At 35.4% G+C, this 17,918-nt stretch carries 14 protein-coding genes, 7 tRNA genes, 1 rRNA gene and 1 riboswitch; of the genes, 2 read left to right on the top strand and 20 right to left on the bottom strand.

Features of this window, described 5'->3' with window-relative positions; all coding sequences use genetic code 11:
* Positions 1–4: 4 nt before the first annotated feature.
* Positions 5–1,231, top strand: a complete 1,227-nt coding sequence (locus tag ACKI3H_RS02290; protein WP_407370675.1) for an ABC transporter permease — start codon at positions 5–7, stop codon at positions 1,229–1,231.
* 64 nt (positions 1,232–1,295) lie between these two features.
* Here ACKI3H_RS02290 and ACKI3H_RS02285 read toward each other — a convergent pair whose 3' ends face one another.
* The 3 genes from ACKI3H_RS02285 to ACKI3H_RS02275 all read right to left on the bottom strand — a co-directional run bounded on the left by ACKI3H_RS02285 (position 1,296) and on the right by ACKI3H_RS02275 (position 7,247).
* Positions 1,296–2,687, bottom strand: a complete 1,392-nt coding sequence (locus ACKI3H_RS02285) for an L-cystine transporter (protein WP_407370674.1) — start codon at positions 2,685–2,687, stop codon at positions 1,296–1,298.
* Between the two features lie 329 nt (positions 2,688–3,016).
* A complete protein-coding gene (locus tag ACKI3H_RS02280) occupies positions 3,017–4,372 on the bottom strand; it encodes a DUF1576 domain-containing protein (protein ID WP_407370673.1) in 1,356 nt (451 codons plus the stop codon).
* A 202-nt stretch (positions 4,373–4,574) separates the two neighbouring features.
* Entirely contained in the window at positions 4,575–7,247 is a 2,673-nt protein-coding gene (locus ACKI3H_RS02275) for a cation-translocating P-type ATPase (protein ID WP_407370672.1), read from the bottom strand.
* Positions 7,248–7,481: 234 nt separating this feature from the next.
* Between ACKI3H_RS02275 and ACKI3H_RS02270 the strand changes: the two genes are divergently transcribed.
* Positions 7,482–8,174, top strand: coding sequence for a zinc metallopeptidase (locus ACKI3H_RS02270; RefSeq protein ID WP_407370671.1), 693 nt, complete (start codon positions 7,482–7,484; stop codon positions 8,172–8,174).
* A 113-nt stretch (positions 8,175–8,287) separates the two neighbouring features.
* On the opposite strand, the gene ACKI3H_RS02265 is transcribed toward ACKI3H_RS02270, so the two are convergent.
* The 17 genes from ACKI3H_RS02265 to ACKI3H_RS02185 all read right to left on the bottom strand — a co-directional run bounded on the left by ACKI3H_RS02265 (position 8,288) and on the right by ACKI3H_RS02185 (position 17,854).
* Complete coding sequence (locus tag ACKI3H_RS02265) at positions 8,288–9,991, bottom strand: Na+/H+ antiporter NhaC family protein (RefSeq protein WP_407370670.1); 1,704 nt, start codon at positions 9,989–9,991, stop codon at positions 8,288–8,290.
* A 98-nt stretch (positions 9,992–10,089) separates the two neighbouring features.
* A riboswitch (Lysine riboswitch) is annotated at positions 10,090–10,269 on the bottom strand.
* Between the two features lie 84 nt (positions 10,270–10,353).
* The gene (locus ACKI3H_RS02260; RefSeq protein WP_407370669.1) at positions 10,354–10,557 is read right to left on the bottom strand and encodes a DUF554 family protein; all 204 of its coding nucleotides are present in this window, start codon (positions 10,555–10,557) and stop codon (positions 10,354–10,356) included.
* Positions 10,544–10,690 carry a DUF554 family protein gene (locus ACKI3H_RS02255; RefSeq protein WP_407370668.1) on the bottom strand — a complete coding sequence of 49 codons (147 nt, stop codon included), beginning with the start codon at positions 10,688–10,690 and terminating at the stop codon, positions 10,544–10,546. Before ACKI3H_RS02255 ends, ACKI3H_RS02260 begins: the two co-directional genes overlap by 14 nt.
* A complete protein-coding gene (locus tag ACKI3H_RS02250) occupies positions 10,639–10,917 on the bottom strand; it encodes a DUF554 family protein (RefSeq protein WP_407370667.1) in 279 nt (92 codons plus the stop codon). Before ACKI3H_RS02250 ends, ACKI3H_RS02255 begins: the two co-directional genes overlap by 52 nt.
* A 339-nt stretch (positions 10,918–11,256) precedes the next feature.
* Complete coding sequence (glmM, locus tag ACKI3H_RS02245; protein ID WP_407370666.1) at positions 11,257–12,615, bottom strand: phosphoglucosamine mutase; 1,359 nt, start codon at positions 12,613–12,615, stop codon at positions 11,257–11,259.
* A 53-nt stretch (positions 12,616–12,668) separates the two neighbouring features.
* The gene (locus ACKI3H_RS02240) at positions 12,669–13,823 is read right to left on the bottom strand and encodes a YbbR-like domain-containing protein (RefSeq protein ID WP_407370665.1); all 1,155 of its coding nucleotides are present in this window, start codon (positions 13,821–13,823) and stop codon (positions 12,669–12,671) included.
* Positions 13,823–14,662, bottom strand: coding sequence for a diadenylate cyclase CdaA (gene cdaA, locus ACKI3H_RS02235; RefSeq protein ID WP_407370664.1), 840 nt, complete (start codon positions 14,660–14,662; stop codon positions 13,823–13,825). The genes ACKI3H_RS02240 and cdaA overlap by 1 nt, the downstream gene beginning before the upstream one ends.
* A gap of 173 nt (positions 14,663–14,835) precedes the next feature.
* Positions 14,836–14,908, bottom strand: a tRNA-Lys gene (locus ACKI3H_RS02230).
* Between the two features lie 17 nt (positions 14,909–14,925).
* Positions 14,926–15,041, bottom strand: a 5S ribosomal RNA gene (rrf, locus tag ACKI3H_RS02225).
* Positions 15,042–15,079: 38 nt separating this feature from the next.
* Positions 15,080–15,151: transfer RNA gene (locus ACKI3H_RS02220), tRNA-Gln, on the bottom strand.
* Between the two features lie 4 nt (positions 15,152–15,155).
* Positions 15,156–15,239: transfer RNA gene (locus ACKI3H_RS02215), tRNA-Tyr, on the bottom strand.
* A gap of 41 nt (positions 15,240–15,280) precedes the next feature.
* Positions 15,281–15,353, bottom strand: a tRNA-Thr gene (locus ACKI3H_RS02210).
* Between the two features lie 22 nt (positions 15,354–15,375).
* Positions 15,376–15,447, bottom strand: a tRNA-Glu gene (locus ACKI3H_RS02205).
* A gap of 206 nt (positions 15,448–15,653) precedes the next feature.
* A complete protein-coding gene (locus ACKI3H_RS02200; protein WP_407370663.1) occupies positions 15,654–15,932 on the bottom strand; it encodes a GNAT family N-acetyltransferase in 279 nt (92 codons plus the stop codon).
* An 89-nt stretch (positions 15,933–16,021) separates the two neighbouring features.
* The gene (locus ACKI3H_RS02195) at positions 16,022–17,017 is read right to left on the bottom strand and encodes an NAD(P)-dependent alcohol dehydrogenase (RefSeq protein WP_407370662.1); all 996 of its coding nucleotides are present in this window, start codon (positions 17,015–17,017) and stop codon (positions 16,022–16,024) included.
* Between the two features lie 652 nt (positions 17,018–17,669).
* Positions 17,670–17,742 (bottom strand) — tRNA-Thr (locus ACKI3H_RS02190).
* 38 nt (positions 17,743–17,780) lie between these two features.
* Positions 17,781–17,854: transfer RNA gene (locus tag ACKI3H_RS02185), tRNA-Asn, on the bottom strand.
* Positions 17,855–17,918: the final 64 nt, after the last annotated feature.

Here is a 17,918-nt window from a genome sequence, read left to right as displayed (position 1 = left end):
CGGCATGAATATTCGTGAAAATTTTAAAATGGCCGTTGATAGTATCTTTTCAAATAAATTGCGCTCTATTTTAACAATGTTAGGCATTATTATAGGAATCGCTGCTGTTATCGCTATATTAGCTGTAGGCAATGGTGCAACTTCAGAAATCACCAAAACGTTTAATGATTTTGGCGCATCCACTATTTCATTGTCTGTCAGCGATGAAGCATCTTATGATGCAACAATTACAGATGCAGATATTGAAGCTCTAAAAAGTTCTATTCCAGAAATCACCCGTATTTCTCCGGACAATACAGCGAATACCACTGTAAGATCTAATTTTGAAACTCGTTCAGCTTTAGCATTTAGTGGCACGCCTGATCTACAATATACAACCCAATCAATGGAAAGTACTATTATTGCTGGTCGGTATTTCAATCAAAATGATTATGATGATGCAAAAGAAGTCGTTGTAATCAGCGAAGATACCGCTACTGCTTTATTCAATGGACGCCAAGATGTTATTGGTGAAACGATCCAATTGATTGGAAGTACTGGCAATGTATTGAACTTAAAAATTATTGGGATCGTTGAAGGAACTTTTCAAGAATTACAAGGATCATTTGATTTAAGTCAAATGCCGTTATCATTAGCTCTCCCACTTACAACCATGGAAAAACTAAATCCTGCTGTAGCGGTTATCAATAGTTTAACGGTTCAAGTAACGGATAAGGATGCGATAGAATCGGTCTCTAATCGTATGGTTCGTTTATTAGAAACCAGACATGACTCTGTAGGTGATAATTACTATACAGCAACCAATTTTTTACAAGCTTTAGATCAAGTAGACTCTGTATTACGGTTATTTGTCAACTTTATAGCCGCCGTCGCAGCTATCGCTTTATTGGTAGGTGGAATCGGCGTTATGAATATTATGCTGGTATCCGTGACCGAACGCACACGTGAAATTGGCACAAGAAAAGCTTTAGGTGCTACAACTACTACGATTCTTTTCCAATTCTTAATGGAAGCCGTCATCTTAACTTTAATTGGTGGAGTCATTGGCCTTGTATTGGGTATACTTCTTGCAAATGGTATTTCCAACGCATTAAATATTGTACCTAACATCACTTTAGGTTCTGTTCTTTTAGTACTCCTTTTCTCTACAGCTGTTGGGATTTTCTTTGGTATCTATCCTGCTCGAAAAGCAGCAAAGCTAGATCCAATAGAGGCCTTAAGATATGAATGATTTTTTATACAAACCAAAAAGCACCCAAGAGACTTCTTGGGTGCTTTTTGGTTTGTTCTAAATTTTAGATATCAGACTTTACAACTGCAGAGTCATCGTTGAAAATCGATTCATCAAAAGTTTTTAATCGTTTAGACGAAACAATACCAGCAATGATACTGTCATTTACATTCAACATCGTACGACCCATGTCGATAATAGGCTCTACGGAAATAACTAATCCGACAATGGCTACAGGTAAATTTAATGATCCTAATACAATTAACGCAGCAAATGTTGCTCCGCCACCTACACCAGCAACACCAAAAGAACTAATTGTAACAACAGCCATAATCGTAAGAATATACGCTGGGCTAAAAATATCAATTCCGGCCGCTGGCGCTACAATAGCTGCTAACATTGCTGGATAAATACCAGCACAACCATTTTGTCCAATAGATAAGCCAAACGTTCCAGAGAAATTCGCAGAAGCTTCATCAACTCCTAAAGCTTTGGTTTGTGTTTCAATATTTAATGGTAACGCTCCAGCACTAGAACGTGCAGTAAATGCAAAGCTTAATACTGTAAAAGTTTTTTTCAGGTATTGAATTGGATTAACTTTTAAACCAATTAAAATAATCATATGAATAATAAACATAACGATAAGTGCTGCATACGAAGCTATTACAAATACGCCTAGGTTAAGCAATGCATTAAAATCACTTGTCGCTAATGCTTTAGTCATCAATGCAAAAATTCCATAAGGTGTTAAACGCAATACTAACGTAACGATACGCATGACAATAGCGTATAAACTTCTAATTAATTTAGCAAAAAACTCTCCAGCTTCTGGATCTTTTTTATGGACACCTAAGTACGCTATGCCGACAAAAGCTGAAAAGATAACAACAGCAATTGTACTTGTAGAACGAGAATTAGATAGATCCGCAAAGAAATTAACAGGGATAAATTCTAAAATTTGTTCCGGAATACTTAAATCCGCAACTTGTGCTTCTCTTTCACTTAACTCTGCAATACGTGCAGTTTCAGCAGTACCTTGACTGAATTCTGCTCCGTCTAAGTTAAACACCATTACACTAGCTATTCCAATTAAGGCAGCTATTGCAGTTGTAGCAAGCAACGTTGCTAATACATTAAAACTGATTTTGCCAAGATCTTTAGATCCCTCAATTTTTGTAAATGCTCCTACAATGGATACAAAAATTAATGGCATGATCAACATTTGTAAGAATTTAACGTAACCTGATCCAACGATATTAATCCATTCAATCGATTGCGTTGTCACTTCACTACCAGAGCCAAAGATTAATTGTAAGATAGCTCCAAATAAAACACCTGATCCTAAAGCAATAAAAACACGTGTTGAAAATTTTATGTGTTTTTTTTGTAACTGCCAGAATCCAATAAGTACAGCAATAAATAATACTAATACAATACCTATATAAAGATTTGTCATAATAAATCCTCCCTTTTTTGCTTCCTTAATAAACTTAAGAAAACAGATCCATCATAAGATTAAAGGTCTCAAGTAGCCCCGTCCAAAGTAACTACCCTAAAAATCAGGAATTTCCTGACATTTTCAGTGACCTATAAATATTACTTTACTTTTGTAAGGAAATCAAGTGAAAAATAATATCCAGAAAAATATCACTAAAAAATCATTTAAAATTTATGATTTCAGCTTGAAGGAAACTAAAAAAAACTATCAAAATGAAACGCTTCAAACTAATAAAGGTTCATCAGTTTGAAGCGTTTCATTTGTTTACTTACATTATATGATCTAAATTAATGCTTAGTCTTTTCCTTATCTTCAACAGATTCAGTATTAATTATAGGTTTTATCAGTTCTTTATTTCTCCGGTTATTTTTATGGAAGAACACGACTTCTAATAAAGGAACGATTATAGCAGCTGTAAAGCCTCCTGAGAAGCCATTATTATAAAGGTTCATACCTGCATGTAAATAACTTATATTTGTTACTATAACCATGTGCAAACTACCTGCTAAAACTCCTGCAATCACTCCGTAGTGTCCACTAACTGGTGCTAAAGTTGTTCCGAATAATGCTGTAAGTAAAAAACTAGTACTTGTTAATTCAGTTGATGTTAACCAACCTCCGAGCAATACTCCTAAAAGAATAGGAAAAACATTTTTCACGTGTTTTCCAAAAGCTCCAAAACCAACTACGGTAAATATTCCTCCAATAACTGGTCCGTTTAATTCTCCTCTGACAACTAAAACCAACGTAGTGGACAGAAAACCTAGCAACGCCATATTTATTAAAGTCAATCCTAAACCGTAGCGCTCTATAAAATCTGGTCCGCTTTTGCCATCTTCTTTCAAAAAACTACTGTATCCTGAAAACGAACCACCATTAAAATAAAGTCCGACACTGAATAATAAAATAAATAGACTATAAAGGTAAATGGATAACGGTTGGTTATAACCACTTGATACTAAGTGAACCGTATCTACTTCTATTCCGTAGGCTCTAAAAAATGCAATAAAAGCCATTCCAATAATTCCAGCCGTAAATCCGATATTATAAAGACTAAAACCTTTATGAAAACTAGCAAAATGTCGTGATAAAGGCGGTAAAATCAGACCCACTATGGCTCCTGCAGTACACCCTAAAAAGATTCCTGTAAAAAATGAAAATCCGCTATTGAATGCTACCTCACTCACTAATGGCCCTAAAGCAGTCCCGTATAAAGCAGATAATAAATAATTTTTAAATGGTGTACGAGTCATCTTAGCATACAATAATACCCCTAAAATAATCGGAATAGAATTAAATAAATTTTTACCAAATAGAGAAAATCCTGCTATCGTAAAAATGGCCGCAAATAATGGACCAGATAATGTTACTTTTGTTGAACGGATAATAAACAAACTTTTTATAATCATCAATGCTGCATTGATAAGTGCAGCACCAACATTTGCAAGTTTAAAATAGTCCGTTACTAAATTAGCTGGAGAAATAAGAATTTTAAGACTTCCATACCAAATTTCTTCAAGTGTGTTGAAACTTAGTGCTAGTCCGATTAGTGTAAGAGCAAATAAAAAAGCAATACTGTATTTTATTCTTTCCATTACTATTGGATTTTCATTCTGTAAAGGTAGGTGTCTTACTTTTTTCATACGCATTACCCTCTTTTCTGTACTAAGCTATTTAGCTTTTAAAATCCATTTTCATATAAAGCGAGTACTTGCTATTTAAAAAAATAATAACATGACTTTTTATTCACTACAATTTATTTTTTTAAATAGTAGTGAATATATAGAAAAAGCATCCCTCAACCTTCAGGGATGCTTTCCAAAATATCCAATTGATGATCATGCGTTACTTTTTATTATTAGCAACCTTCCGTATAAAGAATTTCACTATTTCTACTAAAGGAATAATTGAAAAAGCTGCTCCTAATACTAACAGCCATTGATTGACATTCAATGATGATACACTGAACGCATCATTTAATCCTGGGATCAAAATGACTACACTTAACAATGCTGCTGATACTAAAATAGCCAAGTTGAAGGTTTTATTTTTGAAAAAACCAACCGTAAATAACGATTTTTCAATTGATTTAACATTAAATGCATGGAACAATTGAAGCAACCCTAAAGTAGCGAATGCCATGGTTAACGCATCTGCATGGATTAAATCAAGATCATTGGGATGGGCTGGATAATGCGTTGCCCACCAGTAAACAAATAAAGTAATACCACCTTCAAAAACCCCTTGGTAAATCAAGCTAGGTAAAACACCATTTGAAAAGAACGTTGCTTTTCTTCCTCTTGGTGGTTTTTTCATCGCATCCGCTTCCGCAGGCTCTAAACCTAATGCAATGGCTGGAAATGTATCGGTCACAAGATTAATCCATAAAATATGAACAGGAGCTAAGATACTCCATCCTAGTAATGTAGCAATAAATAACGTAAGGACTTCTCCTAAGTTAGCCGATAGTAAAAATTGAATCGCTTTTTGAATATTTGAGAACACCTTACGTCCTTCTTCTACCGAAACGACAATAGTTGAAAAATTATCATCTGCTAAAACCATGTCACTTGCGCCTTTTGAAACTTCTGTACCTGTAATTCCCATTCCAATTCCGATGTCAGCTGTTTTAAGCGCCGGTGCATCATTAACGCCATCACCTGTCATAGCCACTATTTTCCCTGCTTTTTGCCAAGCTTTAACAATTCGTACTTTATGTTCAGGCGATACTCTGGCATATACAGAATAATCTTTTACTCTAGTTGCAAAATCAGTATCGTCTATTTGATCTAACTCAGCGCCCGTCAATATACCCCCTTGTTGACCTTCTTTTAAAATACCCAAACGGCGTGCAATCGCTTCTGCAGTATCTCTATGATCTCCAGTGATCATTACAGGACGGATTCCTGCTTCTCTTGCTACTCTAACAGCATCCTTAGCTTCTGCCCTTTCTGGATCGATCATTCCAGTCAGCCCCGCAAAAATGAGGTCTTTTTCAACTTCCTGTGTGGTTAGATCCTCTGGCACTTGATCCACAATTTTATAAGCCATTGCTAACACTCTCAAAGCTTGAGTCGCTAAATCATGATTGACATCTAACAGCACATTTTTAGTTTTTTCGTCTAGTGCTTCAATATTTCCATTATTATCTATTTGTGAACATCTTTTCAGCAGTTCATCTGGTGCTCCTTTTGTTCCAATAAAGAATTTTCCATCCGGCAACTGATGAATGGTCGACATTAATTTGCGATCTGACTCAAAAGGAACTTCAGCAACCCGTGGTTCTTTAGTCAATTCTTCTTTAACGTTCAACCCTTTATCGATAGCGTATTGAACCATTGCTGTTTCAGTAGGGTCTCCAACTAAGGTTCCATCATTTGCGATTTGTGTATCGTTACTATATGTCATCACTCGAACAAGTGGTGTCCGTAAATCAATCTCATCTCCAACGGTTTGAATTGCTCCATTGACATAAACTTTTTCAATCGTCATTTTATTCATGGTTAGTGTTCCCGTTTTATCTGTGCAAATAATATCTGTACTTCCTAATGTCTCAACTGCTGGTAAATTTCGGATCAACGCTTTGCGTTTTGCCATTTTTTGAGTTCCTAAAGCTAAAATAATGGTTACAATTGCCGGCAGTCCTTCAGGTATCGCAGCTACAGCTAACGAAATAGACGTTAACAACATCTCTAACCATTCACGTCCATTGTACATGCCTACTCCAAACATAACGACAGCAACAATTAAAATCGCAATGGTTAAGTATTTCCCTAAACGATTTAAGTTTTCTTGCAACGGCGTAATGGTTTCTTCAGAACTGGCTAACATATCCGCAATTTTCCCAACTTCTGTATTCATGCCGGTTCCAACAACGATTCCTTCCCCTCGTCCATAAGTAACATTGCTATTCATGAAAGCCATATTGTCTCGATCCCCAATTCCAGCTTTCTCATCTTTAATCATATTGGTATTTTTTTCTACTGCTTCTGATTCCCCGGTTAATGCTGATTCTTCTATTTTGATTGAAGCAACCTCAACTAACCTCACATCTGCGGCTACAACATCACCAGCTTCTAATAATAAAATATCTCCTGGAACCAATAAATGGCTTTTCAGTAAAACAACATTACCATCTCGCTTAACTCGTGCTTCCGGTGACGACATTTTTTTCAAAGCATCAATAGCTTCTTCTGCTTTTGCTTCTTGATAAACCCCTAATATAGCATTTAAAACGACAACGACTAAAATAATGATTGCATCTGTAACATCACCAAAAATAGCAGAAATAAGAGCCGCCGCCAATAAGACTATTATCATAAAATCTTTAAATTGTTCTAGAAATTTGACAATGATACTTTTAGATTTGCCTTGATCCAATTCATTTGGTCCATATTCAGCTAAACGTTTTTCAGCTTCACTCGACGTAAGACCTTTTTCTGTTGTTTCTAACTTTTTCAAAACTGTTTCTTCATTTTGAGCAAAAAAAGGTTCTTTAAGTTGCTGCTTAATCTCCATCTTTCATCCATCCTCTCCGACTTGAAGCGATTACTAGAAATAAGAAAAATTTGTTTGCCTTTATAAAATTGATTATAACTTTCACTATTTTTTTTAGCAAAGTTTATGTGCTTACTCTTTCTTTCTTACATCAACTGAATTTTTACAGTTCATTAGATTATTATAAACATCTTAACATCTTGTATTAACAGCTTATGTTATACTAATCAAAAGAAATGTAGAAAGGTGGAAACAATGATGTTTTTCTTTGATCAAACGTATTTCTTAATTATTATTGGAGTCATATTATCAGGAATTGCTAGTTCCTACGTCAGAAGTACTTACGAAAAGTATAGCAACGTAACGAATTCAAAAGGATATACTGCTAGTGAGGTTTCTCGTCTTATTTTAGATAATGCTGGGCTACAGCATGTGAAAATCGAAGCTGTCAAAGGAGATTTAACCGACCATTACGATTCAAGCACAGATATTTTGCGTCTTTCAGATGCTACGCGTCATTCAAGATCTGTGGCAGCTATTGGAGTTGCAGCTCATGAAGTCGGCCATGCTATTCAAGATCAAAAAAGCTATATTCCTTTAAAAATAAGAAGTGCTTTAGTTCCAGCAACAAACTTTGGACAAAAAATTTCGTTTCCAATGATTTTATTAGGTGTTATTTTTGGTTACAATCAAACACTGATAAATCTTGGTATCATTTTCTTTTCTGTAGCGCTTCTTTTTCAGTTGGTCACTTTGCCCGTTGAATTTAATGCTTCTAACCGAGCAATTGCTATTCTAAGAGATCAGCATATCTTAACTTCTACTGAGGTTCCACAAGCAAAAAAAGTTTTAGATGCTGCAGCACTTACTTATGTTGCAGCTGCCATAGCTTCCTTCTTGCAAGTCCTAAGATTAGTTTTACTATTTGGTGGCAGAAGAAACAACTAAAGCAATAGACAAAACAAAAGAGAATCCATTTCGGATTCTCTTTTTGTTTTGTCTATTAAGTTAATGAACTACTTATTTAAAAGAATGTGCGCTCTGATTTTCATCTCTTCATTTTACAACTTTTCCTCAACCCGTTTACCAAATACATAAACTGCTAAAATAATGACAACCATTGAAACTGGAAGAACGATCCAGATAGATATTCCTAAACCAACTGGAATAAAACCAAACAAAACAGTGATCATCCCCACTAAAAGAGCATAAGGTATTTGTGTGCGAACATGATCCATATGGTTCACACCTGCTCCCATTGAAGAGAGAATAGTAGTGTCCGAAATAGGTGAACAATGGTCACCAAAAATTGCACCACTTAAAACTGCCCCTGCAGAAATGACAATAAATTCAGGATTTGGCGATAGTGCTGCAGCTAGCGGTATAGCCAATGGCATTAAAATTCCCATCGTTCCATAAGAAGTTCCTGTGGCAAAAGAAATGATTGAACCTAATATAAAGATAATGGATGGCAGTAAGAACGCCGGCATTGAGTCGGATAACAATGAGACTAAAAATTGAGCTGTTCCTAAATCGGTTATAACTGCACTGAGTGACCACGCTAACAATAAAATAGCTCCCGTAATAATAAGTGATTTCATTCCATTGATCCATGTTTCTACTGCTTGACCCCATGAAAATGTTTTTTGAGACACCCCCATAGCCATAGCTACCAAGCTTGCCAACAATGCCGCTTGGAACAATACAATACTTGCATCAGATGCTCCAAAAGCTTCTTGAATGGCTGTGAATGAATACGGATTTACATTTAACAAATTAATTAATGTTGTATTCTCTCCAGCTAAAATAGCGTAATATCCATTGGCATAAAATCCAATTATTGCAACAATAATTAAAGTACTAATAGGAATAATTGCATTCCATATACTTAGATGGACACCTTCAGCCGGTTCCATTTCATCCAATTCCTTTGAATCAGCAGGATTGATTTCTTCTGCATTTGTTCGATTGTATTTTCTAGCCCTTCTTTCAGCTGTTAGCATAGGACCAAATTCTTTTAAAAATACAGCAGTACACAATACAAACAACAACATTAAAATGTTATAAAAGCGATAAGGAATCGTTTCAACAAAAATACTATAAGCATTAACCTCTTGACCAATAGCTTCATAACCATCTTTAATCAATCCTACTTCATACCCTACCCAAGTAGAAATCAGTGCAATTCCAGCAATCGGAGCAGCAGTTGCATCTACTATAAACGATAGTTTTTCACGCGAAATTTTCTTTTCATCCGTAACTGGTCGCATAACAGGTCCTACAATTAATGAATTTGCATAATCATCAAAAAAGAGCAAAACACCCAAAACCCAAGTAATAATTTGAGCACTAATAGGTCCCTTTGCTTTTTTAGATAATGCATTTGCAACCGCTTTGGCTCCACCCATTTTTGTCATTAATGCGATTAAACCACCAATCGCTAATACCTGTAAAATAATGCCTGCGTTCCACGGATCAGCTAATGAGTATAATGTGTAATCGATTATACTCAAAAAAGATTGAATAAAAGCATAGAAAATAGATCCATCTGCCAAGTGTAAGACAAAACCTCCAGCAAAGATACCCAAAAACAATGAGATAATAACATCTTTAGAAATGAATGCTAAAATAATGGATACCACTGGTGGTACTAGAGAAAACCACCCAAAATTCACTGTAGAACCTGTAGATTCTCGAAACTCTCCATTAATTGAAAAAATAATAAATGCACTAATAAATAACCCAATGATAACTTTCTTTTTCATTTTAAACTCCCTCTCTTTTTTGCGCACAAAAAAACACCTTGAGCGCTATACAACTCAAGGTGCTAAAATAGTTCCATATGTAATGTCCCTTTAACCCTTTTGTTGATAGCCCTCCGTAAATTTCTTACTGAAATTCACGACAGTGTTAAGCATATTATACTTAACCCCAGCATAAAGTAATTGGCAATACTCTATACTTCGGCAATTTTTCCTTTCCAGTTATTCGCTTGTGCCTTCAAAATAACTGTACTCTTAAAAATTGCGCCTCTATCTTACTATTAAATTACGCTTTTAAATATACTATATTAGTGATAATGATGCAACACTAACCCAATTAATTCTTTTACAATTGGTTAGTTCGCTTAATAAAATAATCCAAAAATAATTGGAATAAATGCTGCAGGAGCATAGTTCATAATTTTTAAGTCTGTAATCTTTAACGTACTTAACGCTAGACCAATTATCAGTAGAAAATCCACACATGTCATTTCATTAATTACACTTTCTGTTAACAAGGGAGCTATAACTCTTGCTAGCAAAGAAATACTTCTCTCATAGATCAGCACTAAACCTCCTGCTAGCAAAAACACCTATACCAAGACTGCAAGCCAACACAAGAGCTGCTATACCATCAATTAACGATTTAGCTAATAAGGTTTCATGATGCCAGTTAACCCACTTTGCAAGGCCTCGACACAAATCAATAAACTCGCTGTTATGAATCCTTTAGAAATGGATAATGTATCATCTTTTGTTTGAAATTTAGTTTCTATTAAGTTTCCTAGATTATTTACTTTTTCCTCTAAATTCATCCCTTCACCGATAATAACCCCAATCACCATTGAACCTACTGCAATGAGTATATTTTCTCCAGCTAATGCTCCTCTGAATCCAATATACAATACACAAAGCGCTAAACTGCTCATAATAGCTGTACCTAGATGTTTTGATATTCCTTTTTTAACACTAATCCACTACTTCCTCCAAGAACCACCGCTAAACCCTTAACAATTGAACCCAACAAAATCACTTTATCTACCCCTAACTACTTTATTAAATACTAATTAAAAATAAATATAGTATCCATTTAACTTTTGGTCAATGCCCTTTAATATAATATTCTTGATTTTTATTCGTAAATAATTTCTAGTTTAACTTCTTTAAAGTATCAAAAAAGAGCTTTAGATTAATGTTTACACATTAGAATCTAAAGCTCTTTAGTTTGTTGCTTTCATTTGTAGAAATACCGATTAATCATGTCATTTTTACTCAACTAAACCAATTTCTTGTTTTACAACTGAAGCAATTCGGTCAACATAAAGGTCTACTTTTTCTTGTGTTGGAGCTTCTGCCATTACACGCAACAATGGTTCAGTTCCACTAGGACGAACTAAAATACGTCCATCTCCATTCATTTCACTTTCGACTTCTTCGATGATCGCTTTTATTGCTGGGACATCCATTGCGCCATTTTTATCACTAACGCGAATATTAACCAATTTTTGAGGATATGTTTGAACCTCTTCAGCTAACTCTGAAAGTTTTTTCCCTGTTTCTTTCATAACATTCAACAATTGAATTCCTGATAAGATTCCATCACCAGTGGTATTATAATCTAGGAATACCATGTGTCCTGATTGTTCTCCACCAAAGTTATAACCATTTTTGCGCATTTCTTCTACTACATAACGATCTCCAACTTTTGTTTGAAGAGCAATCATATTATTGGCCTCAATTGCTTTATGGAACCCTAAGTTGCTCATTACAGTAGAAACAATGGTATCTTTTTTCAATCGGCCTTTTTCTTGTAAATACTTGCCACAGATAAACATAATTTTATCTCCATCAATGATATTTCCTAATTCATCAACAGCAATCACCCTATCCCCATCACCATCAAATGCTAATCCAGCATCGGCTCCTTTTTCAACTACAAATTTAGCCAAACCTTCAGGATGAGTTGAACCAACACCGTCATTAATATTCAACCCATTTGGTGTTGATGCCATCACATCGAATTCTGTTTCTAAATCTGCAAATAGTCGATTAAGAAGAGGACTTGTGGCTCCGTTTGCACCATCTAAACAAACTTGCAATCCAGCTAAATCATTTGGAATTGTTTGTTGTAAAAATTGAGTGTATTTTAAAGCACCTTCTGGATACTCATCAACCGTACCTAATCCTTTTGCACTAGGACGAGGTAAATTATCATTCTCTTCGTCTAATAATGCCTCGATTTCTAATTCAGTATCATCAGATAACTTAAACCCATCTGATCCAAAGAATTTAATACCATTGTCAGGTGCAGGATTGTGTGAAGCTGAAATCATAACACCAGCTGCAGCACCTTGAATACGAGTTAAATACGCTACTCCAGGAGTAGATATAACTCCTAATTTCATTACTTCGATTCCAACGGATAAAAGACCTGCAATTAATGCAGATTCTAGCATCTCACCAGAAATACGAGTATCTCTTCCAACTAGAACACGTGGATGCTCTTCGCCTTCAGCGTGTTGAGTTAAAACATACCCACCGTATCTTCCTAATTTAAAAGCTAATTCTGGAGTTAGTTCTGAATTAGCAACCCCTCTTACCCCATCTGTTCCAAAATATTTTCCCATTCTAACATGCCCCTTTTCAAAGTTTAAACCTTATCCATTTAGGTTTGCTATTTCTATTCACTTACTTCTTCACTGGATTCGCTTGATGACTCATCTAATGACTCGCTTGATGATTCAGAAGAAGTGTCACTTTCTGATGATTCATTTTCTTTTGGTGTTGATTCACTCGATGAACTAGATTCGCTCGAACTTGAGCTCGAACTTTCGTTGCTAGTTTCATTGTTACTTTGTCCATTTCCTTGTGAATTTTGAGTAACAGTTATCGTTACTTCAATTTTTTCAGGCTCTATAGCTGTTACTCCTTCAAGTAAAGGCAGATCAATCGATTGAGTTGTTGTTTCAGTTATATCCGTTATATCAATATCTACTGGATAACTGCTTAAACTATTTACCAGTTCATTTTCGCCCTGTATCGCAACCATTGTAGCCGTTTGATTACTAATGCCTAACTCATAACTCAAGTCCACATTTGGCGTACCAGTTTGATTTAATACTACAGGCACTTGCTTCGCAATTGGATCAACAGGTATCGTCACTGTTATCTCACTAGGATTCAGATTAACATCTAATTCATTTCCTTCAGCATCAGTAACGATAACTGGAAGTGTTTGAACAATGTCTTCTGTAACATCCTCTTCTTCAGCTACAACTACTTTCACATCTTCAACTTGATCAATTATAGATGCTGTCCCTGTCAGTTCAACCGTTTCATAATTGACTGTTGGTGTACCGGTCTCAAACTCATCACCAATGAATGACTCGTCAAATTCAACATCGACACTAAAAGTTTCAACTTTTTTTTCTTCAATCGTTATTGTTACTTCTTCAGGTAAGATTTGATAATCTAACTGAGGTGAAAGTCCTTCAGCAACCAATTCAATAGTATGAGTACCAACCCCTAAACTGTCTAAATCAGTTGCTACAATATCAAAATTTTTAGTCGTTTTTGTATTTAACACGATACTTGACGGACCTGATATTTCTACGGAAACTGTCTCTGGAAATCCCGTTACATAATAATTATCTTGATCGATTTCAACTACTATTGGTACTTCAAGTATGGTTTCTGTTGTAGATGCACTTAATCCATCAATTCCGCTGGTTGTTTGAACTCGATTATTACTACTGTTTACATAAGTAAACAGTAGTATAGCAAATGCGAGTGCAATGATCTTCATAAACCATGGATTGTTGTAAAGTTTCTCCATTATTTAGAAGCCCCCTTTTTAAAACTATCCACCATTTCTTGAAAAGAATTTTTCTTCTCTTCTTTTTCAACAACAATTAAGTTTTTAGCTAAGAATTTTTCAAAATCCTCTTTAGATAATTCACGTAATAACTCGCCTTTATATGAAACACTGACCCCACCGGTTTCTTCAGAGACAATAATTGTTATAGCATCTGTTACTTCACTTAAACCAATGGCTGCACGATGCCTTGTTCCTAATTCTTTAGAAATAAGCGTGCTTTCTGATAAAGGTAGATAACTAGCAGCAGAGGCTATTTTATAATCCCTGATGATGACTGCTCCATCATGCAACGGTGTATTGGGAATGAAAATATTGATTAATAGTTCACTGGATATGTCAGCATCTAGCGGAATTCCTGTTCCAATAAATTCATCTAACTCTGTATCCATTTGGATAGAAATTAAAGCTCCAATTCTTCTTTTCGCCATATATTGAACAGCTTTTGCTAATTGTTGGACCAAATTTTCTCCAGGATTTACTTTTCGTTTTGCTCGATTAAAAATAGATCCGCGGCCAAGATGTTCTAACCCTCTTCGCATTTCTGGTTGAAAAATAATAATCATTGCAAGAACACTCCATTGAATAACTAAATCAACAATCCAATCAACTGTTTGCAACTCCAGAAAAAAACTTGCTACTTTTATTAACATGATAACAGCAATTCCTTTTAGTAGTTGAACAGCTCTACTCCCACGTAAAATAATTATCAACTGATAAATAAAGAATGTAACTACTAATATATCTACCACGTTAAGAAAATTTCGCCACGTGACTAATTGTGACCAATCTATAGACATATGCGCACCTCCGATAATGTTTCTGATTGTCACCCATTGTGTATTATACCATAATATTTCCTATGAATAACATTAATCCACCCATTTATAGACCCTATCGTTATTAATTAACTTCCTATTCCTATTTTTAACACAAAAAAACTTGCAACGATTAACGTTGCAAGTTTTTATTATGAGTCATGCAGGATTCGAACCTGCGACCCTCTGATTAAAAGTCAGATGCTCTACCAACTGAGCTAATGACTCAACTTAAAAATGACTTTGCGTGGCAATGTCCTACTCTCACAAAGGGAATCCCTTCACTACCATCGGCGCTAAGAAGCTTAACTTCTGTGTTCGGCATGGGAACAGGTGTGACCTTCTTGCCATTATCACCACACAATTTTCATCTTTGTATTTTTTTGCATATTCATGCAACTGGGCTAGCTGGATTCGAACCAACGCGTGAGGGAGTCAAAGTCCCTTGCCTTACCGCTTGGCTATAGCCCATAAATGGTGGAGGGGGGCAGATTCGAACTGCCGAACCCGAAGGAGCGGATTTACAGTCCGCCGCGTTTAGCCACTTCGCTACCCCTCCAAATAAAATTATCTTTCCTATTAAATGAACAACTAAACGCATGCCGGCTAAAGGAGTTGAACCCTCGACCCTCTGATTACGATTCAGATGCTCTACCAACTGAGCTAAGCCGGCAAAATTTAATAAAAAAAGACTATGACCCGTACGGGAATCGAACCCGTGATACCGCCGTGAAAGGGCGGTGTCTTAACCGCTTGACCAACGGGCCATGATGTTTAAAAATATTCAAGCACAAGAAATATTATATAAATAATTCACAGAAAAGTAAAGACTATTCTTCCATTTTTCTGTATTTTTAATCATTTTATAATCTTCCGTATTTTTAAACCGATTAAACTAATAAAAGTGGGTAAGAATTATGACACTTCTTAACCACTTTACCAATAAATGACTGCTTTTTCAATAGCATAATAACTATTCGGCTTCAATATGTTTATATTTTTCAGGTTTTCTATCAAATAATTCTTTTGCATATGGACAAAGTGGGACAATTTTTTTCCCTTCTTTTTCCATCTCTTCAACAACTTTATCAACCAATTGGGCAGCAATGCCTTGTCCTCTTAAAGATGGATCAACAAAAGTATGGTCTAAAATTACTTTATCTTCACCAGAAGGAACATACGTTACTTCCGCAATCATTTTTCCGGATTCATCATTTTTCAAAAAACTGTTTCCATTTTTTACAAATTCCATCCTAACACTTCCTTTTACATTTGCTTCATTAAGTTTAACACTTATTAATTTAGATACCAAGAAAAGCCTTACAAAATATAAAATATGTCTTATTTACTAATACGTATACCTATTTTACCCATTTGTTTTGCTGTTTCTAATCTATTAAAGGCCAATGCATAATCCTCAAAATCATAAATAGTATCAACAACTGGTTTAATTGAGTGTTTTTCAATAAATTTAAGCATCTCGAGATATTCTTCTCTGCTACCCATTGTGGTTCCCAACATTGTATATTGACCGTAAAAGAACTCTCTCAAATTCAGATCAACAACGTCACCTGTTGAAGAACCGAATAAAACCAATTTTCCACCCTTTTTTAATTGTTTCAATGATTGATTGAAGGTTGCCGCTCCTACTGATTCGATTACTACGTCCACTTTTTCACCATTTAATTCTTTTTCCCAATCATTTTTACTGTTTATTCCTTTAGCTGCTCCGATTTTTTTTGCTTTATTTAATTTTTCTTCAGAACGCGACGTGACATAAACTTTTATACCCACCGCTTTGCTGAATTGAAGCAAGTTGGTCGCCACACCTCCACCTATTCCTGGGATTAAGATCGTTTGCTGATCACTTACTTCCCCTTTTGTAAACAGGGCTCTATATGCTGTTAATGCCCCCAATGAGAGGACTCCCGCTTCTTCCCATGTCAGATGACTTGGTTTTAAAGCAACAAACTTTTCATTAATGATAAATTCTTCTGAGAATGTTCCCTGCATTGGATTTCCTAATATCTGAAAATTGTCTGGTGGCGCTGGTGTATTATTTAACCAACCTATACTAGGGTTCACAATGACTTCATCTCCTACCTTAAACATTGTCACTTCTTTGCCTATTTCGTCTATAATACCTGCACAATCTGATCCAATTACTAAAGGGCTACTTGTTCCATCACGCCCTTTAATAGTTGCCAAATCACGGTGATTCAATCCTACTATTTTCACTTTAATCCGAACTTCTTTCTCATCTACTTTTCTAGGTTCAATTTCTCCTATTCTTAGTCCTTTTATACCACTGTTTTTTTCATGGATTAAAGCTTTCATTCTTATCTTCCTCTCTTTAAATTCCATTTTATACTAAGTTAAGTATAACAGTCCTATCCTTTGGACTCAAAGAGAGTGCTAGATTAAGTATGAGAAATTCATTTGAATTCGTTCTTATCTTTAGCACAGTTTCAAATTGAAGTTACTTCATGATTAGATTACACTAGAACTAATACTACTTACTTCTGTACTGAACCACTATTCTTTTAGGAGGAAGATAATGTATTTCACAACGATTGAAAAAAGGATTACATATCTGTAAATAAGCTCATTAGAGAAGTTTTTTTCGAAATCAGAACATGGTTATAACAAGAAAGCTGAATTTATAGATCACTTTTTTTGATTGTATGACAAATGGTGTGAATGTTTCAAAATAAAAATTCTTCGGGAATAGACGGGTTTGGTTATGGAGACATGGGACAGCCTGTAAGCCTGGAGTTTTACAAGCTTTCAAGCTTCAAATAAACTGTAATTCATTCCTGAAGCAATAATGGTTTATAATTCTCATTGAATCCTCTACAGGGTTACAAGTAACCCCATTCCTCTAGAAATATTTGGTGAGTATTTTGAATAATCTATTAACACTAAAAATTAAAGAACAAAAAAAAGAAACCCTCTATTTATAGGATTTCCATTTTTGTTGGTTACATGAAGCCACTTGCCGGATTTGAACCGGCGACCTCTTCCTTACCATGGAAGCGCTCTACCGACTGAGCTAAAGCGGCACTACTAAGTCATAGTATTTACTTGCAAAAAAAAAGAACTCCGCAAGTAGGACTCGAACCTACGACATCATGATTAACAGTCATGCGCTACTACCAACTGAGCTATTGCGGAATAATTGAATCTGCGTGGCAACGTCCTACTCTCACAAAGGGAATCCCTTCACTACCATCGGCGC

Origin of the sequence: Carnobacterium sp. (genome assembly GCF_045617425.1) — a bacterium.
Lineage (GTDB): Bacteria > Bacillota > Bacilli > Lactobacillales > Carnobacteriaceae > Carnobacterium_B.
The sequence above is the reverse complement of the archived record's forward strand: the minus strand, read 5'-3'. Positions and strand labels throughout refer to the sequence as shown.